Here is a 22,877-nt window from a genome sequence, read left to right as displayed (position 1 = left end):
GCAGTTATGTTGGCTCCGATTGGGGCTCCCATGATAGTTGGCCAACTGGAGGAGTTGGCATACGATTCAAAATATCATACAAGATATTTAAAAGGAAAATCACTTTTTAATAAAAAAGATATTTTAATAATTTCTAAGATTTTATTAGAAAATAGAGCTTTAAATAAAGTAGAAAATGAGTACTTGTTAAAAAGCTTGTTGGGGCTTGTTTCAAAAGAGGAACAAAAAGAAATAGAAATGATTATCAACAGCGAAAGACTGAACTATGCCCCGATTACAGACGAGCAAAATCGTATTCAAAAGATTTGGGAATGGTCAGAGATGATTCGCAAGGAGAAGGTGCTAAAAATTTTCTACAAGGGTCCATATCAAGATAAAAAAGAACATTTAATTTTTCCAGTTTCTCTGTACTATGATATTCATTATTTTTACATTGTAGCCTACAATCTTAAGAATGAGCATTACATGACCTTGCGTTTGGACAGAATACAGACTTGGAAGTCCACAAAGGAATCTAAACCTCCTATTTCCTATGGAAAAAAATTCAGGGATGGAGATATTCGTAATCAGCGAGTAGACTCTTTTATAGGAAGAAAGATCACAGTTGAATTGGAATTCCGTTATGATCCAACTATTGTTTTAGACCAATTTCCTAATGCACAGCGCTTATCAGCTGACGAAGGATGGACACGTTTTAAGTTTGAGAGCCAATATACACCTGGTCTTAAGCGTTGGCTGCTCAGTCAAGGAGAAGCCGTTAAAATTTTGTCGCCACAGTCTTTAGTTGATGATATTCGGAAGACGATGAAAGAAATTTTAGGCTACTATCAATAAATATTTTTCATATTTGAACTTGAGTGGACATAAAATGTCCACCGAAAGGTGTAGAATTTATCCATTAAGAAATAAAGGAGGCAAAAATGATTGAATGGATTGTAGTTGATAGGTTTGGCAATCAAATCGCAGGACCATTTTTTGATAAAATAGTAGCAGAAAACTTTGCAAAAGCAATTCCTAATGCTACTATTATTCCAAAGCATTAATGGCCCAAAGATTCTATGCTGATAAGATTTTTAGGAGATAATGATGAATATCAATGAAAAAGAAATAGGGTTTGAAAGTAAAAAAGTATCAGAAATATTGAAATGGGATAGGCTAACAATACCAAGTTATCAAAGGCCTTATAAATGGAACAGAAAACATATCCGTAATCTTTTTTATGATTTACGAGATGCTATGGGGAAAAAGGAATATCAGATAGGCTCCGTTATCCTGCATGAAAATGAAGGACACCATGAAAATGAAGGACACTTAGATATTGTCGATGGACAGCAACGGCTAATTTCAATTTCTTTGTTTCTTCATTTATTAGATGATTTAGAGAATTATAAGGGGGCTAATCAACTGTTGAGTGCTAAATTTGGAGAGATATCTTGCTATCATGCGAGTGAAAATTATAATGAGTGGAAAAATTTAACTCAATTAGTTGGCGAAAATGAGGCAAAAGATATTTGCAATTTTTTATTGGAAAATTGTTCTGTCTCCGTGATTACTATGCCACAGGAACGATTATCTGAAGCCTTTCAGTTATTTGATTCTCAGAATAATCGTGGAAAATCTTTAGAACCTCATGATTTGCTCAAAGCTTATMATCTTCGTAAGCAAGATTCAGAAGATGAAAAGATTGTTGAAAATTGGGAACAGTTTGTGGAGGATAAAGATTTAAGCCTCAAAGAGTTGTTTGATAAACATCTTTTTCGTATGAGACGTTGGTCTCGGGGAGAGACAGGACTAACAAATAAGCGTTATGGATCTTATCTCCGTTTTACAGAGGATTTTATCGATGATTTTAAAGGTGTGGATTTAAATCAGAACTTTCCATACCTAGAATTGTATCGTCATGTTGAAGAGTTCCCTATGTCAATTACCATGCCTATCATTGATGGAAGTAAATTTTTTAAGTATATCGAATTTGCCCATGAAACTATTAGAGATCATAAAGATTTTTTAAATGAAAAGTTAGGATTTTCTGATGAAGCTGAAAGGGAAGAAAAAAATTTAACTTACCCAGAAGGTATGTTGAAAATTTACAATAGCTCAAAGGGACGCTATCTCAAGTGCCACAATATGTTCCTAAATATTTGTTCGCTTTTCGCAGAAAGATTTGGAGAAGAAGAGCTATCAAAGGAAATAGTAGAGACTTTGTTTATTTGGTCTTATTACCCCCGTGTTAAATCTCGAGCGATATATGATGCAACGGTAGGAAACTATGCTGGTGGTGGAAGGTTCAGACAAGAAGATGTTCAAAAACTATTCCAACTTTTAGCCCATGCTGTAACTCCAAATGATTTCATGGTCAAGATAGATCGAGAATTATTTGAAAATTATACTGTGGAGCAGATTATAGAGGAGGAAAAAGAGAAATGGTAGAAACACATATAAGCTTATCAGTTAATCGCTTGTTAAATGAAGATAGCTATGCTATTCCTCTTTACCAGAGAAATTTTGCCTGGACTTATGATGAAATTGAGCAATTATTGAACGATGTAGCAGATGCTTTTCAAGAACAAAGAGAAAATTACTATATTGGAACATTAGTCGTTAATGAAGAGAATGGTATTTTCAAAATCATAGATGGGCAACAGCGGACTACAGCCCTTAATTTGATTGCCTTAGCTTTGAAACATGAGTTTGGTTTTGATAGATTGAAAGCTGTCAATCTTACTTTCCCAGCTAGGAAGAAGTCGAATGAGAATATTCAAAAGTTATTCACCACGCAAAAAATCTCTGAGAATGATGAAAATGAACTAACTAGAGGTTACCGACATSCTCATGACGCACTGAAAAAAGTGCTAGAGGAGCGCCAATTTGAATCTCAATCGTTCTTTAATTATCTTTTTGATAAAGTCATTATTTTTCGTAGTATTCTTCCTAATGATTTAGATTTAAATCTCTATTTCGAACGTTTCAACTCTCGAGGAGAACAACTAGAGGCCCATGAAATTCTTAAAGCACAAATGATGGCTAAGTTTGGTGAAGATCAAGAAATGTCGCAAAAATTTGCGAGAATCTGGGATGCCTGTGCAGAGTTTGATAAGCCTGTGTTAAAAGCTTTTCAAATCCGAAGTAGACCAAACAATCCTGATGAAGAGGGGGAGAAAATTTTTGGAAAAGAATATGCTGATTTCAAATTGCTAGATGTATTTGATAAGATAGGAGTTGAAAAGTTAGAGAAAAAAAGTTTACTAGAGGCTATTTCTGGGGACAAATCTGAGAGGGGGAGAGTAGTAAGTAAAGAATCAGATATTTCAAACTATACAACTGTAATTGATTTTCCAACGTTTTTGCTTCAAGTGTTTTTCATCATGGAAGGARGTAATGAAACTACATTTGATGATAAAAAATTATTGAAAATTTTTGAAATTGAACGACGAGATAGAGAATGGGTCCAACAATTTGGGCAACTACTTCTGACAATGAAGCATCTATTTGATACTTTTATCGTAAAAAATGTCCAATTAGAAAATGAAACAGAATGGCAAATCAAACGAGGTAAGTACGAAACATACCAGCAAAATCAAAACGGTGGATGGAGATATGTTCGAATTAATTTTCAAAAAAACACTTTTTACAATTTAAACAAAAACATTATTTTCCTCCAATCCATGTTTGCTGTTACCTTCACTGCCAATCGAGATAGTCGTTGGTTATATGAGATCTTACAATTTCTCTACAAGCATATTGAAGAGTTAAATGATCAAGAATTTGGTGCTCGTTTTAAGGATTTTCTTGAAAAAATGGCAGTGAGATATGCAGAAGAAAGATTGTTTACCGAGGATGGAAGTATAAAGAAATACGGGGATATTCCTGTTTATGCATTTAACTTTGTGGATTATGTTTTATGGGAAAATCGTGCCGAATTAGAGAAAGAGTACAAGAATATTAAATTTGATAATTTCAAATTTGCATATCGGCGTTCCATAGAGCATTGGCATCCTCAGAATCCCAATAGTGATGAAAGAATTGAGAAAATGGATGATGAATTTTTGCACTCCTTTGGGAACCTTTGTATCATTACAGATAGCCAGAATTCCAAGTTTGGAAATTTAGATCCGAGTGCAAAATATAAACAGTGGGAAGGAATTTTTAGTCGTCAGAGTCTAAAATTACAAATAATGGCTGCCATAACGGAAAAGACTAAATGGAAATCAGATCAGATTGAAGGACTGGAAAACGAGATTGTACCTATGGTTAACGAATTTATAGGAAGTAAAAAGTAAGTTATAAGATTTATCGTAAATAGAGAATTTGAGAAGCTAATGTATATCTAATAGATTTACATCGGCTTTCTTTTTTGTTAAAATAGTCTGTAGAAAGAAGGTGAGAGTATGTCAAAGACTAGTATGAGCATCCGCTTGGACAGTGAGGTCAAGGAGCAGGCTCAGCAGGTTTTCAACAGCTTGGGAATGGATATGACAACGGCTATCAATATTTTTCTTCGTCAGGCTATTCAGTACCAAGGGCTACCCTTTGATGTTAGACTAGATGAAAATAGGAAGCTAATGGAAGTATTGGCAGATTTAGATCAAAATCGGAATATGAGTCAGTCTTTTGTGAGTGTCTCAGACTTGATGGAGGATTTACGTGCTTAAGATTCGTTATCATAAACAGTTTAAAAAAGATTTTAAGTTGGCTATGAAGCGTGGACTTAAGGCAGAATGGTTAGAAGAAGTCTTAGAGTTTTTGATTCAGGAAAAGGAACTTCCTGCCAAATATCGAGATCATCAACTGACAGCATCCAAGCACTTTAAAGGAGTGCGAGAATGCCATATCCAGCCAGATTGGCTCTTGGTTTATAAAGTGGATAAGGAAGAATTGATTTTAAACTTGCTTAGGACAGGCAGTCATAGTGATTTATTTTAATCTATTAAAAGATAATTGAGGATTCTGAAGACGCTAGTACAAGTAAGAGTTCATACCTTAGAATTATGATTTAGAAAGGACTCTCTCATGAAACTTAGAATAAATGCTGAAGATAAGCCAGCGCAAAAAGTTTTTGATTACCAGCTGGATCTTGACCCAGATACGATTTTGAAAATGACTGCCTTGATTTGCGGCACAGTGGCAGCGGTTAGCCTACTGTCCCTGTTTAAAGAGAAATAACAAAAGAAAAGGAGAAGCAGCATGGTTCTGCCAAATTTTAAAGAAAACTTAGAAAAATACGCTAAACTATTGGTTGCCAATGGTATCAATGTGCAGCCGGGTCACACGGTGGCGCTCAATATTGATGTGGAGCAGCGTGAGCTGGCTCACTTGATTGTCAAGGAAGCCTATGCTCTGGGGGCTCACGAGGTCATCGTCCAGTGGGCGGATGATTTGACTACGCGGGAGAAATTCCTCCATGCGCCGATGGAGCGCTTGGACAATGTTCCAGACTATAAGGTGGCTGAGATGAACTATCTCCTCGAAAAGAAAGCCAGCCGCTTGGGCGTTCGTTCATCTGATCCGGGGGCTTTGAATGGCGTGGATGCTGAGAAATTATCGGCTTCTGCTAAAGCTATGGGGATAGCTATGAAGCCGATGAGAATCGCAACCCAATCCAATAAAGTCAGCTGGACAGTCGCAGCAGCAGCGGGTACAGAGTGGGCTAAGAAGGTCTTTCCAAACGCAGCCAGTGATGAGGAAGCGGTAGATTTGCTTTGGGATCAGATTTTCAAAACCTGCCGTGTCTATGAGGATGATCCAGTAGCCGCTTGGCAGGCCCATGAAGAAAAACTCAGCTCAAAAGCTAAGGTTCTAAATGAGGAGCAATTTACTGCTCTGCACTACACAGCTCCGGGAACAGACTTGACATTGGGCTTGCCAAAGAACCATCACTGGGAGTCAGCTGGCAGTCTCAATGCCCAGGGCGAGTATTTCATTGCTAATATGCCAACAGAAGAGGTCTTTACAGCACCGGACTTCCGCCGGGCTGAAGGTTATGTGACTAGCACTAAGCCGCTCAGCTACAATGGCAACATCATCGAAGGCATTAAGGTAACTTTCAAGGATGGCCAGATTGTGGACATTACTGCTGAAAAGGGCGACCAGGTTATGAAGGATCTTGTCTTTGAAAATGCTGGTGCGCGTGCTTTAGGTGAGTGTGCCTTGGTACCAGATCCAAGCCCGATTTCCCAGTCAGGCATCACCTTCTTCAATACTCTTTTTGATGAAAATGCTTCTAACCACTTGGCTATCGGTGCAGCCTATGCGACCAGTGTAGTCGGCGGAGAGAACTTCTCTGAAGAAGAGTTGGAAGCAGTGGGTCTCAACCAATCGGATGTCCATGTGGACTTTATGATTGGCTCTAACCAGATGGATATTGACGGTATCCGCGAAGATGGCAGCCGCGTAGCAATCTTTAGAAATGGAGACTGGGCAATCTAAGATTTCGAGCTGCCCTAAATGGCGCATTCCATAATGATAGCTTCCACTTGCTTCTTGTGAAGCCTTGCTAGAAATATAGAAAGAAGGGGCATATATGATTGGTAGTATGTTTGTCGGTTTTATTATCGGCCTTATCGCCGGAGCTATTACCAGCCGAGGGGAGCGCATGGGCTGTATCGGAAAAATCCTCTTGGGTTGGTTTGGTTCCTTGATAGGTCAATTTCTTTTTGGTCATTGGGGACCAATGCTGGCTGATACAGCTATTGTTCCATCAGTGCTAGGAGCAGTTATCCTCTTGGCTATTTTCTGGAGACGGGATAGTTAGAATAGAAAAAATACCTAGATAGTTTCTATCTAGGTATTTTTGATAATGATATGCAAGTTATTTACTCAATCACCAACATGCCGTCTTTGACTGCAAATGGGTCTTTTTCGTTGATGCGGTCATAGAACATGATGCCGTTGATATGGTCGATTTCATGCTGAACAACAATAGCGTTATAGCCCTTGAGCTTGATACGATGCTTTTGACCGTCTTTGTCAAAGTAATCCACGGTCACTCGCGCATGCCGAACTACGTAGCCCGGTACTTCTCGATCGACTGACAGGCAGCCTTCACCATCAGCTAAAGCTGCATCCTGAACGGAATGGGCTACAATCTTAGGGTTGTACATCAGCGTTTGCAGGCTATAAGCTTCCTTAGGCGGATTGCCCTCTTCGTCGTCAGGGTTGGGAACTAAAACAGCGATGAGCCGTTTGGAAATATCCAGCTGGGGAGCAGCTAGACCAACACCGCCGCGCAGCCCCATTTTTTCTGCCATGACTGGGTCCTGGGAATGCTTGAGAAATTGCATCATTTTCTCGCCCAGAATGATTTCTTGGTCTGATAGAGGGAAGCTGACTTCCTCAGCGATAGCGCGCAGGGTCGGATTGCCCTCGCGGATAATGTCCTTCATATCAATTAAATGGGCTGGTTTGGTTAATCGTTCAATAACAGATGTTTTTTCACTCACAGACATGATTCTCTCCTTTTTCTATCCTTCATCATAACATAAAACCTGCAAGAAATAAAGGCGGGAGCGGTTTTGACTGGCTGGGGATGCCTGCTTTTTGATGAAGCCACAGCGACCCATAATATTCCTGACAAAGAAATTGCGTCTTGGCCCAAAAAACTGTATGATAGAGGTAGTGTGAATTTTAAAGGAAAATAGAATGAAAAAATTGATGGAAAAAGTGAGTATCCTCTCGCTTTCTTTGATTCTGACTACGGCTTTTTCGATTTCCAGTGCCCAGTCGGCCATGTTTGCTTTTTATAAAGGGATTCCAGAAAGTTGGGTAGAACTTCTGGTTTCTTTGCCTTCGGCTGGGATTATGCTGATGTTGCTGTTTAATAGGATCATTGAAAAATACCTGACAGAGCGTCAGATGATTGTGAGCGGGCTTCTGATTTTTTCACTTTGCGGGCTTCTTCCTTTACTTAATCAGTCTTACTGGCTTATGTTTGTATCTCGGCTTGTCTTTGGGATGGGCATCGGTCTGCTCAATGCTAAGGCTATCTCGATTGTTAGCGAGCGCTATAAGGGACAGGAACGCGTTCGGCTTTTAGGGCTGAGAGGGTCGGCAGAAGTAGTCGGGACAGCCCTCTTGACTTTTGGAGTCAGTCGACTTCTTCCTCTCGGCTGGCAGGCTGCCTTTCTCGTCTATACCTTCGGACTAGTGGTTTTGGCGCTTTATCTGCTTTTTGTCCCTTATGACAAGGTCTCTGAAAAGCAGCAAGAACAGTCTGAATCGACTCCTAAGCTAAGCCGGCAGGATTGGCAGTTAAGTCTAGCTTTTGCCTTTGTGGCGGGGGTTATTGTGCTGACCTATATCGCCATCAATGTGCGGGTGCCGGGGATTGTAGAGAAGTCTGGTATGGGGACGGCCCAAACTGCAGGTGTGATTCTTTCCTTGATGCAGTTGATTGGGATTGCAGCGGGTATCAGCTTTGCTAGTTTGACCCGTCTTTTTAGAGATAAATTGCTGATGCTTTCTGGTCTGGTTTTTGGACTGACTCAGATTATCATTGGCTTCTCACCAAATCTCTTGTCACTCAGTTTGGCTACTATTAGCGCCGGTTTTGTCTATAGTGTCGGTCTGACGACCATTTTTTACACCCTGTCCGAGCGCATCTCCGCCCACCTACTCAATCAAGCCACTTCTATCGTGATTTTAGGCTGCAGTATCGGAGCAACGGCCACTACTTTTGTCCTCAGCTTCATTGGGAGATTCTCCAACGCTCCAGCCTTTATCTTCAGCGTTTTGGGTCTAGCTATGATTCTGACCTCGCTCTTTGTTCTAAGATTTAGCAAAGAAAAGAGCGGAATAGCTCCAGAAAGTTAGGAGGTTATACGATGCGTCTGGATAAATTTTTAGCAGAAAATGGTCTGGGCTCACGCGCTCAGGTCAAGCAGCTCCTAAAGAAAGGGCTGGTTTTGGTTAATGGCAGAGCAGAGAAATCGCCTAAGGCTCAGATTGATGAGGCAGCAGATGAGATTATTGTTTCTGGCCAAAGGCTGACCTATGAAAAATTTGTCTACTATCTTCTCAACAAGCCGCAGGGAGTCATTTCGGCGACAGAGGATGACCGTCATAAGACAGTTCTGGACTTGCTAGACGAGACTGCCCGTCAGAAAGAAGTTTTTCCTGTCGGCCGCTTGGATATTGATACCCACGGCCTGCTCCTTCTGACCAATAATGGCAAGCTAGCCCATGCCATGCTGTCACCCAAAAAGCACGTCGAAAAAATCTACCGAGCTCAAGTGGCTGGCCTGATGGAGCAAGCAGATGTAGAGCGATTTGCTGCAGGAATAGAACTGAAAGACTTCACCTGTCAGCCAGCTCATCTCAAGATTTTAGAGCTGGACGAAGAAAAAGAGGCTTCTCTCGTAGAAATTACCCTAGCTGAAGGCAAGTTCCACCAGGTAAAGCGCATGGTGGCTGCCTGTGGAAAAGAAGTTACGGATCTTCAGCGCCTCACGATGGGACCCCTACAATTGGATTTCGCACTAGCTCTTGGAGAATGGCGGAGATTGACTACTGATGAATTAGAACGTTTAACAATTTTTAAAGTCGAGCTTTAAAATCCAGCACCTAATGAATAGGTGCTGGGTTTTAATTTACGCCGTTTTTGGGATGTATTCAAAATTACTATATATCTTAGGCACAATTCTATTGATAATTTCCTGATGACAATTGGACTGAATTTTGATTGAAAACGCTAACTATTTTGTTTATACTAATAATATAGGAGGGCTAGAAGTGTTATCAAATGAGCTCATTGAAAAATTTCAGCTTTTATCWAAATATTCAGATTCTTCTCTTGAGGAAATGGAAAAACTTCTAAAAATTAATCGTAAATATCTTATTCTGCAAATTGAAAAAATTAACGATGTTTTAGAATCTTTTCATTTTCCAGTTATTGAGGTGAAAGGAGGACGAATTAGAACTCCGGCAGTACCCTTGAATAGCCTTTTTGAAAAGATATCTCACCATACAGGTGACTATCTTTTTCATGAAGAGCGCTTAGAAATGATTACGCTTTATATTCTGTTGGCTCAGCACTTTGTATCCAATCAGCATTTACAGAATCTATTGCAGATGAGCAGAAATTCAGTCTTGTCGGATATAAAAAGGCTTAAGCAATATTTACTTWCTTATCAGGTAGAGCTATCTTATAATCGTAAACAGGGATATTTTTTAGCAGGAAAAACAAAAAAGCTCATTTATTTATTAGAGAAGACATTGAGTGAGCTTTTGTCAATAGCGAGTGGTCGCTGGGTACTTCGATATTTGCTTGAAGATTGCGGTCTAGAGCTTAATGATGGGGAAGTTGTAGACAGACTCGTTTTACTCGGAAAAAAGTATAACATTCATTTTTTGTCCGAAAAAACGAAAGAAGTAAGCTGTCTTATCGCTATTTTAAAAGCGGGGAGTTTAAAAATATGTCCTAACGATGATATTGCCTTAGGAGAGATATATACAAATTCTTTGTTTGATCTATGTGAAGAACTATTACAAACTTACCCAGAGTTGGCAGACAAAAAGAATTTTATCTTTTCTCGCCTGTTAGGTTGTACAGAAGGAGATCTTCAAGTTTTTTCTGACCAAAGGGTATTTGAGTTGATGGAAGATATAATAGAACAGGTCAAAGCTCATACAGGAGCAGATTTTTCTCAATCTCCTCAATTTCGTCAAAATTTATACTCGCATCTTTATCCAGCGTATTATCGCCTGTTATTTGATATTCCTTTAATAAATCCATTGAAAGAACAGATTAAAGCAGATTTTGGCTCACTCTACTATTTGGTAAAACGAAGTCTTATTCCTTTAGAAGAATACGTAGGTAAACTATTAAGTGATGATGAGATAGCTTACTTCACGATTCATTTTGGTGGATATTTAGAGGGAGAGTATAAGAAAGATAGTATACAAACTTTAAGGGCTTTGAGTATCTGTCCAAATGGAGTGAGTTCTTCCCTGATCCTTCAGGCGGAATTAAAGCATCTTTTTCCAAATATGATGTTTAAGCCTGTTCACCAGCTTGATGAAGCTAAAAAGATAGACATTGAAGAATATGACCTTGCTTTTTCAACAGTTCCGTTTGAATCAGAAAGACCAGTCTATTTACTGCAGCCTGTTATGAAGTCTGTTGAAAAGACCATGTTAAAACGCAGAGTCATCAGTCAATTTTCTTGGATTGAAACTCAAGGAATTTCCTTAGACGGGTTGATAGAAATTATAGAACGACATACAACGATTCATCACTATCCTGAGCTAATGAGAGAACTATCGAATTACTTGATAGGTTGGCAACAAGGTCAGACGAGAGGAGGATATGGTTTGACAGAATTATTAAAAAAAGAATTTATTCAACAGACTAATCAAGTCAAGGATTGGAAAGAAGCTATTTCTTTGGCAGCCGCACCTTTGCTGAGGGAAAATTATATTGAGCAGTCTTATATTGAAGGAATGATTGCTTCTGTGGAGAAGTTAGGAGCCTATATTGTACTAGCACCGAAAGTCGCTGTTCCTCACGCTGCTCCTGATTTGGGGGTAAACAAGTTAGGAATGAGTTTGCTGCAGGTGGCAGAGCCAGTTGATTTTGATGTAAAAGGAGATGAGGAAAAACAAGTTCAGTTGATTTTTGTACTTGCCGCCATTGATTCAACTGCGCATTTGAAAGCTTTACAAGAGCTTGCTATGATTTTAGATGACGATGAGTCCATAGAACAGTTAATTGCAGCAGAAAATCCAGATGAAATAATGGAAATCATTACCGAAACAATAAAGAATGGAGAAAAAGATGATTAAAATTGTCACAGTTTGTGGAAATGGTATTGGCAGCAGCTTACTTCTTCGGATGAAAGTAGAAGCCATTGCCAAAGATTTAGGAATAGAAGTAGAAGCAGAATCTTGTGATTCTAATGCAGCGGTCGGAAAGGGAGCAGACCTATATGTGACAGTGAAAGAATTTCAAGATATCTTTCCTGAGGGAACAAAGGTTTGTATCGTTAAGAGCTATACTAATCGCAAAAAAATCGAAGCAGACCTTGTTCCTGTATTAGAAGAAATGAGAAATTAAAATGAGAAATTAATAAGAAGAAAGAATGGAGGTTCAGCCATGAATGGTATACTCACGCTATTTCAAAATATCTTAAGTGAACCAGCCTTTTTAATGGGACTGATAGCTTTTGTTGGTTTAATAGCTCTTCGAACTCCAAGTCATAAAGTTTTGACTGGAACACTAGGACCGATTCTAGGGTATTTAATGTTAGCCGCTGGAGCAGGAGTTATTCAAAATAATTTATCTCCTTTAGCCAGTTTGATTGAAAAAGGGTTTGGCATTACAGGTGTTGTTCCCAATAATGAAGCTGTAACATCAGTTGCTCAGAAAATACTGGGTGTTGAGACGATGACAATTCTCATTGTTGGCTTATTGCTAAATTTATTATTTGCTCGTTTTACTCGCTTTAAATACATCTTTTTAACAGGGCACCATAGTTTCTTTATGGCTTGTTTATTGTCAGCTGTTTTAGGAGCAATTGGCTTTAAAGGAGCTGCCATGATTGCAGTAGGAGGATTTATATTAGGTGCTTGGTCAGCTATTTCTCCAGCTATTGGACAGAAATATACTCTTCAGGTAACGGACGGAGACGAGATTGCAATGGGACATTTTGGCAGTCTGGGTTACTATCTCTCAGCTTGGATTGGATCTAAGGTAGGAAAAGGCAGCACCAGTACAGAGGAGTTAAAAATTTCAGAAAAATGGAGTTTTCTTCGCAATACTACAATATCAACAGGTATTGTCATGGTTGTCTTTTATCTAATAGCAACAATTGCTTGTCTGATTCGTAGTCCTAAAACAGTTGAAGAGTTAGCAGCTGGTAAGAATCCTTTTATATTTGCTATCGTCAGTGGTCTAACTTTTGCGGTTGGTGTCGCTATTGTATATGCAGGGGTACGGATGATACTTGCTGATTTGATTCCTGCTTTTCAAGGTATCGCAACTAAGCTTATTCCGAATGCTGTACCAGCTGTGGACTGTGCTGTATTCTTCCCTTATGCGCCTACAGCAGTTATTATTGGTTTTGCCTTTAGCTTTTTAGGTGGATTGATTGGTATGTTCATTCTGGGAGCAATAGGTGGTGTGCTGATTATTCCCGGTATGGTTCCTCACTTTTTCTGTGGTGCAACAGCGGGAATCTATGGTAATGCAACTGGAGGACGCAAGGGAGCTGTTTTAGGTTCTTTTGTAAACGGCCTATTCTTAGCCTTTTTACCTGCAGCAGTTTTGCCAGTATTAGGTGAACTAGGTTTTGCAAATACGACCTTTGGTGATTTTGACTTTGGTGTATTTGGTATTTTGTTAGGTCGTGTAGGAGATTCTGTTGGTCAAGTTGGTATTTATGTGATAGTAGCAGTTCTAGCTGTTGTATTGCTTTTACCAAATTTCCTCAGCAAATCAGATACAGCACTGAATAATGTTTGCGACGAAGAAGAATAAGAGGGCGAATGATGGCACGAAAATTATCTATTAAAGTTTATTCAGATGGCGCAGTTTTGGAAACTATGCTTAAGGACCTAAATTCTGGTTTGGTATCGGGATTTACCACTAATCCTAGCTTAATGAAGAAAGCAGGGATTACCAGCTATATAGGATTYGCTAAAGAAGTATTAAAGGATATTAAGGAATTTCCCGTTTCTTTTGAGGTGTTTGCTGATGACATAGAAACAATGGAAAAAGAAGCAGAAAAAATAGCCTCACTGGGAGAGAATGTTTATGTAAAAATACCTGTGACAAATTCTAAAGGGGAATCGACTGTTGATTTAATGAAACGTCTAGCTACAAAAGGTGTTAAAATCAATGCTACGGCTATTTTCACTCTTGAACAAGTTCGCGAGGTAGTTGGAGTATTGAAGGCAGGGACTCCAGGGATAGTGTCAGTTTTTGCTGGACGTATCGCAGATACAGGTGTAGATCCTGTGCCGATTATGAAAGAAGCACTGTCTATTTGTCGTCAAAAAGATGGAGTAGAGTTGTTGTGGGCTAGTCCGCGCGAAACCTATAATATTTATCAAGCGGATGAGTTAGGGGTTGATATTATTACTTGTACCTCAGATTTGATTCAAAAATTATCGTTAAATGGTAAAGATTTGACAGAATATTCCCTAGAAACAGTTCAGATGTTTTTGAAAGATAGTACTAGTCTTGGTTTTAAAATCTTAGATGACTGAGTTGATATTTTAAAATCCTAACCTTAAACCCCAGTTCTTAATGCAGTAGTGCTGGGGTTTTAATTTGTTTCCTTGAYCGAGATAGAAATGCTTTCTTTAGAAATCTTTGGGGTTGAATTGTAAATAACTTAGTACTTCACAGCTAATTTTTTACATCTCATATAGTTGTAATCTACCAATGCTAGCCCAAGTCACAAATTTTTTCACTAGTGAATGTTTTTCTGGTTAATATATATGGTATAATAAATTTCAAGATAGTAAACAGTTAGTTTGCTAGAAATGAGAATTCATTGTTAGAATCATTATAGAGGAGGATGTTATGAATCAGAATGAGTGGGTTGCGCAGTTTGAAGCTACTTATCATCGAAAACCAACAGCTCAAGAGTTTCAAGCGGCAAAGACAAGTGGGCAGTTTGTAACTCAAGAAATTCCTAAAGCAACAACGATGCTTCCAGCTAAGAACAAGCGCCGTAACCTTATAGTGGGAATTTCAATCGCTGTTACAGTCTTAGGAATTTTGGTGTTCGTCCTATTTGGCATGGGACCGAAAATTTCAGATCTTGATGGTGTATGGATTAATCCAGCTGACTCTATTTCTTTTGTTTATGAACTGAATGATAAGAAAAAGCTACTTAATGGTAAAAAAGATATTGAAAAATTAGCTGAAGGAGACAAAGCTAAGGCTGATTTTGAAAAATTTATTAAGGCAGAAAACGATCCAAAAATTAAGACCTTAGCTGATTTTGATAAGCATTTCAAACTCAATACCAAGGCTATCTTTTCTGCTTATATTGACGAAAACAAGATTTACCACCTTCTGCAAAATGATGGAAGTATGATTATTTATGATAGTCGTTCAGGTATCAATAGTTCAAATGACTCACAGTATATCAAGCGTCTTCGATTTTATAAAGTTCAATATCCTAAGGCATTTGTTGGTGAGTGGAAAATTCGTTATAAAAATAGTGAATATTCAAAGAACGTAAGTATCTCTGATGTTGGAATTGTAAATATAAAATCCGATASTGATGAAGAATATAATTCTAGTGATTCGAGTAGATTGGGGCTCTATCCCTTTGTAGAATATACGAAATTGATTGCTGATAATCCTGAAGAGAAACTGAGTGAAAAAGAAGTTGGGGAAAAGATTGCCATGATTAAAGAATCAGTCAGTGAAGAAGGCTATCAAGTCCAAAGTAATAAGGATATCTACATTGATATCAATTCTAACAATTATTTCGTAGTAGTTCAAAATGGTAAGAAAATACTTATTCTTGATACTGGTGGTACAATCAGAGCAAGTTTAGAAAGATAGATGAACTAAAGTTTTTTATAACTATCCTGAGCGGATTATCTCTTTATTTGCTTGCTGGGGAATAGCCACCTATGCTTGGCCATCTAGCAAAAATTACAATTTAGAGTGGGAAGAAGATAGAGTAGAATCATTTGACAAAGGTAGTCCTTCTTGGTAGAATAAGAATGTCGTAATGACAAATAACTTCTTCTTGGTTGCAGGCCATGCCAAACCTGCCACTCGGATGAAGCGTAAAGAAAAGGAGTATATCATGGCAATCTCAAAAGAGAAAAAAAATGAAATCATTGCACAATACGCACGTCACGAAGGTGACACTGGTTCAGTAGAGGTACAAGTTGCTGTCCTTACTTGGGAAATCAACCACCTCAACGAACACATCAAACAACACAAAAAAGACCACGCTACTTACCGTGGTTTGATGAAGAAAATTGGTCGCCGTCGTAACCTCTTGGCTTACCTTCGTAAGAACGACGTTAACCGTTACCGTGAGTTGATCAACTCTCTTGGACTTCGTCGCTAATCTTGCGTCTAAAACGTTTCTATACTTCGTTGACTTCGCCTCGATGTACCATTAGTACAATCTTCGCCTCGTCGCCTAGTTTATAAACGTTTTATCCAGCAAGAATCATGATGCTAAGGGCGTCAAAAATCCGTATGAAAATAGGGAAACGACACCGTGTTCGATGAACACAAGGAGTTTCATCTTTTTCACTAGGATTTTAGTCCGAGCTCAAATTGGCTCTCTGATTCCAGAGGGCTTTTTTCTGTTCCTTCACCTTACCTAGATATACTCAAGTATTATCTTCGGTTACGGTTCCTAGTACTGTAAGGTAAAATAAACCAGATCTTCTCCCTTCGGGGAGATTTTTTATTTTCACTAGGATTTTAGCCTGAGCTAAAACAAGCCTTTTTATTTTAGGGGTGTTTTTTGTTAATCTTTTCTCTAAAATACTTTGATGCTTTGTTAGCCTAGTTCAACGGGTTTAAATATGAGGGCTTTTTTCTATCTTCAGCCAACATTTCTAATTTTTCCAAATAAAAAGTCCTTCTATGATTTTAGAAGAACTTTTTCTATCAGCAGATTTACTCTTTCAAGAATTTTTGGATGGCAGGAGCGGCAGTGATAGCAAATCTTTCGTCGATACGGTGCTCCCCACCTTCTACAGTGACCAGCTTAGCATTTGGAATGGTCTGACTTGCTTCGACAGCATACTGATAGGGCACGACTGCGTCATCGGTACCATGGATAATGAGGGTCGGAGCTGTGATTTTGGTCTGTTCGGCTTGGATGTCAATGTCTAAGGCGTCGATTAGATAAATCTTGCCCAGAGTAGTATTGTGGTGTGTCAGGCTATCAGGAAGTTGGTCGAAGTCAGGGCTCCCTAGCTCATGATAAGTCGCTTTGGCATCATCAAAAAGAACGAAAGCTGGAAAGATGAGCAGGAGTTTGTGTACGCGGTCCGGATAAGCAGCAGCATAGAGGCTGGCAACGACACCGCCTTGGCTGGCACCAAATAAGCTCATTTTGCTCTTATCTACAAAGGTCTCGGAACTCAGTTTTTCCATGACTTGAGTCAAGTCTGTAAGTTCGGTCTTGACCGACATATTCAGCATATCTTGTCCACCGCTTTTCGATTGGCGGCTGCCGCCGTAGAAATCAAAGCTGTAAACCAGATAACCTTGCTTTGCCAACAGCTGGCTGTACATTTCATATTGCTCAAGGGTGTTGTTCAATCCATGTGCGATAACAATAGTCGGCAATTTTTTACTCTTGTAGTCAGAAGGAGCAGTAATCTTTCCGTAGAGCTGCTTGTCATCGTATGAAACGCTGTATTCTTCAGACACGATGTCTTCTGTCGGAGTCGGTTGATTGTCCATTTTCTCGCTAGAAGCTGTCTGTGTGGTTTCTGGCTTAGGAGGAGTAGGATTTGATTTGGTCTGGGAGTGCCAGAAGAACAGAGCCAGTCCTGCCAAGCTCAAGGTTGCTAAGAAAGCCCAAATATACTTCATAGTTCTCTCCTTTCAGTATTTGTAGTATTATAGCGGAAATGAATGTATTTTACAAGAAGAGAGCTTTCTTGTTTTTTGATTTTTCTACCTTTCATACAAGAAAATCCAATTCACTTATCTAAGCGAGATTCTGATAATCTTGAATTTTTTAGAAAATCTTGCTAGACTGTAGCTACTAAGATAAAAACACAGTTCTGGTTGGTAGTCCAGACGCAAAAAACCATTTTTTGTCAGTAACCTTCCTCCTTGGTTGTCCATTCTTAGGGATTTTTTTAAAGGAGGTGCTGTCATGGATAAGATTTCAATGACGCTGACAGTTTACTTTGAAGAGGGATTTTGGCACGGTCTTTTCGAGAAGGAACATGCTCAATCTTATAGAGTTTGCCGAGTCACCTTTGGTGCAGAGCCTAGCACGCAGGAATTGTTGGATTTTCTAAACCGTTATTATCATCGGTTGCAGTTTAGTCCTAGCATCAGGGTGAAGGAGAAGACTAAGTCGGTCAGCCCTAAACGCTTGCAGAGACAGGCTAAAAAAGAGCAGCTGGCTTCACGGTCTTCAAAGTCTCAGGAAGCGCTGAAGCTGCAATTTGAAGAGCAAAAGAAAATCGCTCAAGTCAAGCGCAAGCAGCAGAAAGAACTGGCTAAGCAAAGGAAATTCGAACTCAAACAGCAAAAAAGATTGGAAAAGCATAAGGGGCATTGAGCTTGGTTTTTCTTATTTATATGGGAAAGTCTTCCGATGGGAGGCTTTTTTGTTTGTCAGGCAATCGGTGAGTGGCTTGAAAAGCGAAGTGATTTCTCCAAGTCGTTTCATTTGACAGATGTAACCAAATATATTACAATATAATCATAAAATAAAAATTACAAGCGTAGTTTTAAAAAGGAGAGTTTATGATTGAAATTACATATTTGGATGCTGTCAAGCAGGAGCGGAAGATGACCTTTGAGTCTTATCAGGAGTTTGAGCAATCCCAGCAAGCCTGCTTGATTGGAGTGGCAGATTATTACCCAGTTAAAAAATTGACTTATAAAGGTCATGATTTGAACTACCAGGGCACTTATGGAGATGTCTTCTTTTTCCTGATGAAGCAGGATTTGACAAAGTTTGACTAAGAATAAAGGAGAAAAATAATGGTAAAAGCAATCACAGATGCGACATTTGAGCAAGAAACAAAAGACGGATTAGTGCTCATTGACTTTTGGGCCACTTGGTGCGGACCTTGTCGGATGCAGGGACCAATCCTTGACAAGCTCTCAGAGGAACTTTCAGAAGATGAGCTCAAGATTGTCAAGATGGATGTGGATGAAAATCCAGCTACAGCACGCGCTTTTGGCATCATGTCTATCCCGACCTTGATCTTTAAAAAAGACGGTCAAGTCGTCAAGCAGCTAGCGGGTGTTCATACTGCCCAGCAGATTAAAGCAATTGTGGCGGAGTTGGGATAAAGTAAGATTACGGTTATATAGGCCTGTTTTAAAATGAGGCTGCTCTTGTTTTGGAGCGGTCTTTTTTATTTCGATTATAACAATAATGAGTCAATTTAAAATTTTTGTTTGAAAATGCATATTTTAAGGTATAATAAGTAGAGGTAAATTTTTTCCAACGGGATCGCGCTATAGAGCCGCATTATTTAAAACATGATGGGAATTAGGTGATGATTATTATTGAGTTGCTAAAACATCTTTTATTTGTTTTTATGATTTTTACACCATTCATCGCTCCAGCGGTTTTGTGTTTTTTTATAGGCTGGATGATTCCTAGAGAGCAGATAACGCAAAAAAGAATCATACTAGTATTGGCTTTGTTGATTCCTGTTTTACTTTTAATTTCGTATTTTGCTCCTCAGATATTAGGTCTGGTTTTTTGGAGTCTGATTTGGTTTTTCATCGGGTTGCTGCGAATGAAGAATTATACTAAGTCACAGTACTGGACAAGATGGCTTATATTTATCGCTTGTTTTAGTGCCTATATTTTACTTTATCTCCGCTTTTTTGGGCCTCTTTATTTTTATTAAACTATTTAAAAATCAGCTTGAACGAAATTCAAGCTGATTTTGTTTATTCTTTATTCCCCCAACTCCTCGCTGTAAGCAATAATCTGATCAACTGTGTCGGACAAGAATTGGATGGTATCGCGGAGCGGTTTGTCTGTCGAAATATCTGCTCCTATAATCATAGCTGACTCAAGCGGAGTCTTGCTGCCGCCAGATTTGAGCAGCTCAAGCCAGTCACGGGCACCATTTTCGTCATTTTTCAGGTGTAGGTAGCCAGCGGTAGAGATGACCAAGCCTGCGGAGTAAGTATAGCTGTAGAGTCCCATGTAGTAGTGGGCTTGGCGCATCCAAGTTAAGGCAGCATCGTCGTCAATCTCAACGGCATCGCCCCAAAATTCTGTCAAGACTTCTTTCATGATAGCGTTGAGTTTGCTTGCGCCGAAGGTTCCGCCTTCTTCAATCAAAGTATAGACCTTGCGTTGGAAGGCAGCTTCCAGCAAGTGAGTAATGAAGTTATGGAAGTAAGTATCCGTCAGACGGTGAGCCAGGGCAAAGCGTTTCTGGCGAGGGTTATCAAACTGGCGTTCCAGATAATCACTGAGCAGGAGCTCATTAAAGGTAGATGGCGCTTCCACATAGTAGGTGGACATGTGGGCGTTGAAATAGCTTTGGTGATTGTCAGAGAAGATAAACTGACCGGAGTGGCCAATCTCGTGAATCAGAGTATAGACATCACTCATACGGCCAGTCCAGCTCATGAGGACATAAGGGTGAACCCGATAAGGATCCGCAGCATAGCCTCCAGAGTCCTTTCCGGCATTGGCCGCAAAGTCAACCCAGCGTTCTTCCTTGTAGCGGGCAACTTCTTGACAATACTCTTGTCCGAGTGGCTCGACTGACTTCATGACGAGGTCATAGGCGTCATCAATGCTGACTTCGGGATTGAGCTCGCTGTCCAAGTCCAGCTTCCAGTCGGCAAAAGTCATTTTTTCAAGTCCGTTTACCTTAGCGACATGCTTGAGGTATTTCTGAGCTACTGGGGCAAATTCGCTCATAATCAAGTCAATCTGCCGGTCAAACATAGAGCGATCAACTTCCTGCTCTGCCAGCAAGTAGTCAAAGACAGACTCATAGCCCTTCATGTCAGCCAGTAATTTTTCAGACTTGACCTGAGCCAGATAGGCAGCTGCAGCGGCATTTTGGTGTTTACGAAGGCCTTCAGAGAAAGAGCGGAAAGACTTTTCGCGAATTTCTGCGTTTTCATGGTTTTGGTAGAAATTCTCATAGGTGACAAAGCTGTTTTTGTAAACTTTGCCGTCTACTTCAAAGTCAGCCATGGCAAAGTCGCCAGCCCGCATCTTGGTGTAAATATCCTGTGGACTGTAAAAGACTTCACCTAGATTGGTCAAGGCTTTTTCGACATCCGCTCCCAGATAGTGGGCTTTTTTGATTTTCGCTTGGCGAATGGCTGAGGTCAAATGGGGCTCTTGGCCTAGTTTCTCCAAGACAGCCTCGTCTGCGCCGACTAGGGCATCGTCGAAGAAGCTGAGTGCGACATTGGCCTCGGTCTCAAATTCCATAGCTGCTTGGGCAATCTGCGCAAAGCTCTCGTCGCCATAGTCAGTGGTCTGTGTCATAAAGCCGTAGTTGCCGATGTGGCTGATTTGGATATAAATCTGCTCTAACTCAGCAAAAGCCCGTTCAAAATCTTCGAAAGTGCTAAGTTTGCCTTGATAATCACGGACGAATTTCTGGATGTCCTCTCTGGCCTTTTCGATGGCCCGCAAGAAGTCCTCCTGGTCTTGGTAAAGGGCCGTTAGGTCCCAGAGTTCATTTTCTGGAAATTCAGAACGATGTTTTTGTTCCATAGTTTACTCCTTTTGTCGTATATAGAAATAGTATAGCAAAAAATCCCCCAAAATGTCTTTGGGGGAGAAGGATAAGTCAGTAATTTTTAGATGTTTATCAGGTCAAGGATAAAAGTCAAAGTTTCTTTGCAGCAATCTTTTTAAAAAGCAGTAGATAAGACAAGAATACGAAGATAACCAAGCCTAATAGAAGGGTGAAGACGTTTTGAGTTCCTTTTGTCATATTGGGAGCTTGATTAGCGATGACGGCCGTTACTGCGGTACCTATAGCACCCGCAAAGGTCTGGGCCAGCTGAAACAGCGCAGTCGTATCTGCAGTCTTTCCTTTATCAACTTGAGTCGTCGCTAGGGCAAGTGTGTTATTAAAGGCCATGTTTCGCCCCAAGGTAAAGCAAATATAAATCGCAATAACAGCTGTTAAGGTGAGTTCTTTTGTGAAGATAAGGAGCAAGAATACAGCAAGGAAAAGAAGTGAATTTCCTGTAAAAAGGGTTGGTTTCGGGCCTTTTCTATCATAGAGTTTGCCAAATACAGGAGAGAGAAAGGCTCCGAGCATGGTTCCTGGAAGCAGTGCAAAGCCTGCCTGAGCAGTTGAAATTTCTTTTTCTATGACCAAGAAGTTGGGGATCAGAAAATTAGCCGATAGGTTGATAAACTGAAAAATGAAGAAGGGTAAAATAGCCAATAAGACCGTTGGTTGCTTTAAGATACGAATATCTAGGAATGGATGATCGATTTTCAAGCTCCGATAGATAAAACAAGCTAGTGGCACTATGCAGAGAACAAGATAGAGCCAATCGATATGTCCTTCTTCTAAGCTGGAGATGGCTACAATGGCAAACACGAGTGAGCTTGCTAAGAGGAGAAATGAGAGAAGATCAAAGGCGCGTTTCCTAGGCTTCTCTGAATTTCTTAGAAAGAAAAAGCCAAGAATAAAGGAAATGATTGGGACAGGAAGAATAAAGGTATAAATCATATGCCAGTCAAAACGACTAATCATAAAACCACCATAAGTCGGCCCAATTGCTGGTGCTAGACTGACCACCATCCCAGACAAGCCCATATAGGTTCCAATTTTTTGCTTAGGAACACGCTCAACAATCAAGTTAAAGAGCAAAGGAATGGCTAATCCAGTAGCTCCTCCTTGCAGGATTCTTCCTACCATCAAGATGGGAAAGCTTGGAGCCAACATGGCAATCAGTGTGCCCAAGCAAAAGTTGGCTAAAGCGGTAAAGAGGATGGTTCTCTCTTTCCAATTGTGGGCTAAGGTAGCTCCTAAAGTAATCGTAATAGCCACTGCTAACAAATACCCTGTCGTAATCCATTGTAGCGTTCCCAATCCTAACCCAAAGACCTTACTTAGATGCGGGAAGGTCACATTCATACTGGTTTCAGATAAGATGCCTGCAAAGCAGACTAAGGCTGTCGCAAGGAGCGAGAAAAAATCTTTCTTTTCAACTGTTTGATGATCTGGCACGATTGTCTCCT

General features: G+C 39.8%; 25 protein-coding genes. 21 read left to right on the top strand and 4 right to left on the bottom strand.

The genetic code is table 11. From position 1 onward, the window contains the following. The 9 genes from K4H96_RS10780 to K4H96_RS10745 all read left to right on the top strand — a co-directional run. On the top strand, positions 1-834 hold an 834-nt coding region (locus K4H96_RS10780), incomplete at its 5' end, for a WYL domain-containing protein (protein ID WP_457810472.1). Positions 835-920: 86 nt separating this feature from the next. Then, the gene (locus tag K4H96_RS12280; RefSeq protein WP_263281030.1) at positions 921-1,043 is read left to right on the top strand and encodes a hypothetical protein; all 123 of its coding nucleotides are present in this window, start codon (positions 921-923) and stop codon (positions 1,041-1,043) included. 40 nt (positions 1,044-1,083) lie between these two features. After that, positions 1,084-2,430: a DUF262 domain-containing protein gene (locus tag K4H96_RS10775; protein ID WP_227956523.1), complete on the top strand. Its 1,347-nt coding sequence runs from the start codon at positions 1,084-1,086 to the stop codon at positions 2,428-2,430. Next, entirely contained in the window at positions 2,424-4,280 is a 1,857-nt protein-coding gene (locus K4H96_RS10770; protein WP_227956522.1) for a DUF262 domain-containing protein, read from the top strand. Before K4H96_RS10775 ends, K4H96_RS10770 begins: the two co-directional genes overlap by 7 nt. A 108-nt stretch (positions 4,281-4,388) precedes the next feature. Further along, positions 4,389-4,652 (top strand): type II toxin-antitoxin system RelB/DinJ family antitoxin, encoded by a 264-nt coding sequence (locus K4H96_RS10765; RefSeq protein WP_002908676.1) that lies wholly within the window; start codon positions 4,389-4,391, stop codon positions 4,650-4,652. After that, positions 4,645-4,923 (top strand): type II toxin-antitoxin system YafQ family toxin, encoded by a 279-nt coding sequence (locus K4H96_RS10760; RefSeq protein WP_002916507.1) that lies wholly within the window; start codon positions 4,645-4,647, stop codon positions 4,921-4,923. The genes K4H96_RS10765 and K4H96_RS10760 overlap by 8 nt, the downstream gene beginning before the upstream one ends. Before the next feature lie 87 nt (positions 4,924-5,010). Next, positions 5,011-5,163 carry a hypothetical protein gene (locus K4H96_RS10755; protein WP_002893811.1) on the top strand — a complete coding sequence of 51 codons (153 nt, stop codon included), beginning with the start codon at positions 5,011-5,013 and terminating at the stop codon, positions 5,161-5,163. A 21-nt stretch (positions 5,164-5,184) separates the two neighbouring features. Further along, positions 5,185-6,426: an aminopeptidase gene (locus tag K4H96_RS10750; RefSeq protein ID WP_223337666.1), complete on the top strand. Its 1,242-nt coding sequence runs from the start codon at positions 5,185-5,187 to the stop codon at positions 6,424-6,426. 94 nt (positions 6,427-6,520) lie between these two features. Then, positions 6,521-6,751 carry a GlsB/YeaQ/YmgE family stress response membrane protein gene (locus K4H96_RS10745; protein WP_002893807.1) on the top strand — a complete coding sequence of 77 codons (231 nt, stop codon included), beginning with the start codon at positions 6,521-6,523 and terminating at the stop codon, positions 6,749-6,751. A 61-nt stretch (positions 6,752-6,812) separates the two neighbouring features. Here the strand turns inward: K4H96_RS10745 and def are convergent, their stop codons facing one another. After that, a complete protein-coding gene (gene def / locus K4H96_RS10740) occupies positions 6,813-7,445 on the bottom strand; it encodes a peptide deformylase (RefSeq protein WP_002902258.1) in 633 nt (210 codons plus the stop codon). Positions 7,446-7,638: 193 nt separating this feature from the next. Here def and K4H96_RS10735 point away from each other — a divergent pair, with 193 nt between their 5' ends. From K4H96_RS10735 to rpsO, 8 genes are all read left to right on the top strand, one after another. Then, the gene (locus K4H96_RS10735) at positions 7,639-8,808 is read left to right on the top strand and encodes an MFS transporter (protein ID WP_223337665.1); all 1,170 of its coding nucleotides are present in this window, start codon (positions 7,639-7,641) and stop codon (positions 8,806-8,808) included. 11 nt (positions 8,809-8,819) lie between these two features. Further along, positions 8,820-9,548 (top strand): pseudouridine synthase, encoded by a 729-nt coding sequence (locus K4H96_RS10730; protein WP_223337664.1) that lies wholly within the window; start codon positions 8,820-8,822, stop codon positions 9,546-9,548. Positions 9,549-9,726: 178 nt separating this feature from the next. Then, on the top strand, positions 9,727-11,778 hold the full coding sequence (locus K4H96_RS10725) for a BglG family transcription antiterminator (RefSeq protein WP_227956520.1): 2,052 nt from the start codon (positions 9,727-9,729) through the stop codon (positions 11,776-11,778). Then, positions 11,771-12,049, top strand: a complete 279-nt coding sequence (locus K4H96_RS10720; RefSeq protein ID WP_032913355.1) for a PTS sugar transporter subunit IIB — start codon at positions 11,771-11,773, stop codon at positions 12,047-12,049. Before K4H96_RS10725 ends, K4H96_RS10720 begins: the two co-directional genes overlap by 8 nt. Before the next feature lie 39 nt (positions 12,050-12,088). Then, a complete protein-coding gene (locus K4H96_RS10715) occupies positions 12,089-13,471 on the top strand; it encodes a PTS ascorbate transporter subunit IIC (protein ID WP_223337662.1) in 1,383 nt (460 codons plus the stop codon). Positions 13,472-13,479: 8 nt separating this feature from the next. After that, a complete protein-coding gene (locus K4H96_RS10710) occupies positions 13,480-14,202 on the top strand; it encodes a transaldolase (RefSeq protein ID WP_223337661.1) in 723 nt (240 codons plus the stop codon). Positions 14,203-14,521: 319 nt separating this feature from the next. Continuing rightward, positions 14,522-15,517, top strand: coding sequence for a hypothetical protein (locus K4H96_RS10705; RefSeq protein WP_227956518.1), 996 nt, complete (start codon positions 14,522-14,524; stop codon positions 15,515-15,517). 250 nt (positions 15,518-15,767) lie between these two features. Further along, entirely contained in the window at positions 15,768-16,037 is a 270-nt protein-coding gene (rpsO, locus tag K4H96_RS10700; protein ID WP_001018251.1) for a 30S ribosomal protein S15, read from the top strand. Between the two features lie 563 nt (positions 16,038-16,600). On the opposite strand, the gene K4H96_RS10695 is transcribed toward rpsO, so the two are convergent. Further along, positions 16,601-17,527: an alpha/beta hydrolase family protein gene (locus K4H96_RS10695; RefSeq protein ID WP_223337659.1), complete on the bottom strand. Its 927-nt coding sequence runs from the start codon at positions 17,525-17,527 to the stop codon at positions 16,601-16,603. A 289-nt stretch (positions 17,528-17,816) separates the two neighbouring features. On the opposite strand from K4H96_RS10695, the gene K4H96_RS10690 reads away from it, so the two are divergent. The 4 genes from K4H96_RS10690 (at position 17,817) to K4H96_RS12345 (ending at position 19,542) form a co-directional block, all read left to right on the top strand. Beyond that, entirely contained in the window at positions 17,817-18,230 is a 414-nt protein-coding gene (locus tag K4H96_RS10690) for a YjdF family protein (RefSeq protein ID WP_223337658.1), read from the top strand. A gap of 188 nt (positions 18,231-18,418) precedes the next feature. Beyond that, entirely contained in the window at positions 18,419-18,640 is a 222-nt protein-coding gene (locus K4H96_RS10685; protein ID WP_002899027.1) for a DUF4649 family protein, read from the top strand. A gap of 18 nt (positions 18,641-18,658) precedes the next feature. Next, complete coding sequence (gene trxA / locus K4H96_RS10680) at positions 18,659-18,973, top strand: thioredoxin (protein WP_223337657.1); 315 nt, start codon at positions 18,659-18,661, stop codon at positions 18,971-18,973. Positions 18,974-19,182: 209 nt separating this feature from the next. Then, positions 19,183-19,542, top strand: coding sequence for a hypothetical protein (locus tag K4H96_RS12345; protein WP_317628008.1), 360 nt, complete (start codon positions 19,183-19,185; stop codon positions 19,540-19,542). Positions 19,543-19,592: 50 nt separating this feature from the next. Here the strand turns inward: K4H96_RS12345 and pepF are convergent, their stop codons facing one another. Then, positions 19,593-21,389, bottom strand: a complete 1,797-nt coding sequence (gene pepF, locus K4H96_RS10675; protein WP_223337656.1) for an oligoendopeptidase F — start codon at positions 21,387-21,389, stop codon at positions 19,593-19,595. A 115-nt stretch (positions 21,390-21,504) separates the two neighbouring features. Further along, entirely contained in the window at positions 21,505-22,866 is a 1,362-nt protein-coding gene (locus K4H96_RS10670; RefSeq protein WP_223337655.1) for an MFS transporter, read from the bottom strand. Between the last annotated feature and the right edge of the window lie 11 nt (positions 22,867-22,877).

It is taken from the genome of Streptococcus sanguinis (assembly GCF_020729765.1).
GTDB classification, from domain to species: Bacteria; Bacillota; Bacilli; order Lactobacillales; family Streptococcaceae; genus Streptococcus; species Streptococcus sanguinis_Q.
This window is presented reverse-complemented; position numbering and strand designations above follow the sequence as displayed.

Excerpts from the sequence above, each read along its gene's own strand:
- K4H96_RS10685 (WP_002899027.1), top strand. The coding sequence starts at position 18,419 with ATGATTGAAATTACATATTTGGATGCTGTCAAGCAGGAGCGGAAGATG.
- rpsO (WP_001018251.1), top strand. The coding sequence starts at position 15,768 with ATGGCAATCTCAAAAGAGAAAAAAAATGAAATCATTGCACAATACGCA.
- def (WP_002902258.1), bottom strand. The coding sequence starts at position 7,445 with ATGTCTGTGAGTGAAAAAACATCTGTTATTGAACGATTAACCAAACCA.
- K4H96_RS10765 (WP_002908676.1), top strand. The coding sequence starts at position 4,389 with ATGTCAAAGACTAGTATGAGCATCCGCTTGGACAGTGAGGTCAAGGAG.
- K4H96_RS10755 (WP_002893811.1), top strand. The coding sequence starts at position 5,011 with ATGAAACTTAGAATAAATGCTGAAGATAAGCCAGCGCAAAAAGTTTTT.
- K4H96_RS12345 (WP_317628008.1), top strand. The coding sequence starts at position 19,183 with ATGATTATTATTGAGTTGCTAAAACATCTTTTATTTGTTTTTATGATT.
- pepF (WP_223337656.1), bottom strand. The coding sequence starts at position 21,389 with ATGGAACAAAAACATCGTTCTGAATTTCCAGAAAATGAACTCTGGGAC.
- K4H96_RS12280 (WP_263281030.1), top strand. The coding sequence starts at position 921 with ATGATTGAATGGATTGTAGTTGATAGGTTTGGCAATCAAATCGCAGGA.
- K4H96_RS10690 (WP_223337658.1), top strand. The coding sequence starts at position 17,817 with ATGGATAAGATTTCAATGACGCTGACAGTTTACTTTGAAGAGGGATTT.
- K4H96_RS10695 (WP_223337659.1), bottom strand. The coding sequence starts at position 17,527 with ATGAAGTATATTTGGGCTTTCTTAGCAACCTTGAGCTTGGCAGGACTG.
- K4H96_RS10750 (WP_223337666.1), top strand. The coding sequence starts at position 5,185 with ATGGTTCTGCCAAATTTTAAAGAAAACTTAGAAAAATACGCTAAACTA.
- K4H96_RS10730 (WP_223337664.1), top strand. The coding sequence starts at position 8,820 with ATGCGTCTGGATAAATTTTTAGCAGAAAATGGTCTGGGCTCACGCGCT.
- trxA (WP_223337657.1), top strand. The coding sequence starts at position 18,659 with ATGGTAAAAGCAATCACAGATGCGACATTTGAGCAAGAAACAAAAGAC.
- K4H96_RS10720 (WP_032913355.1), top strand. The coding sequence starts at position 11,771 with ATGATTAAAATTGTCACAGTTTGTGGAAATGGTATTGGCAGCAGCTTA.
- K4H96_RS10745 (WP_002893807.1), top strand. The coding sequence starts at position 6,521 with ATGATTGGTAGTATGTTTGTCGGTTTTATTATCGGCCTTATCGCCGGA.
- K4H96_RS10735 (WP_223337665.1), top strand. The coding sequence starts at position 7,639 with ATGAAAAAATTGATGGAAAAAGTGAGTATCCTCTCGCTTTCTTTGATT.
- K4H96_RS10715 (WP_223337662.1), top strand. The coding sequence starts at position 12,089 with ATGAATGGTATACTCACGCTATTTCAAAATATCTTAAGTGAACCAGCC.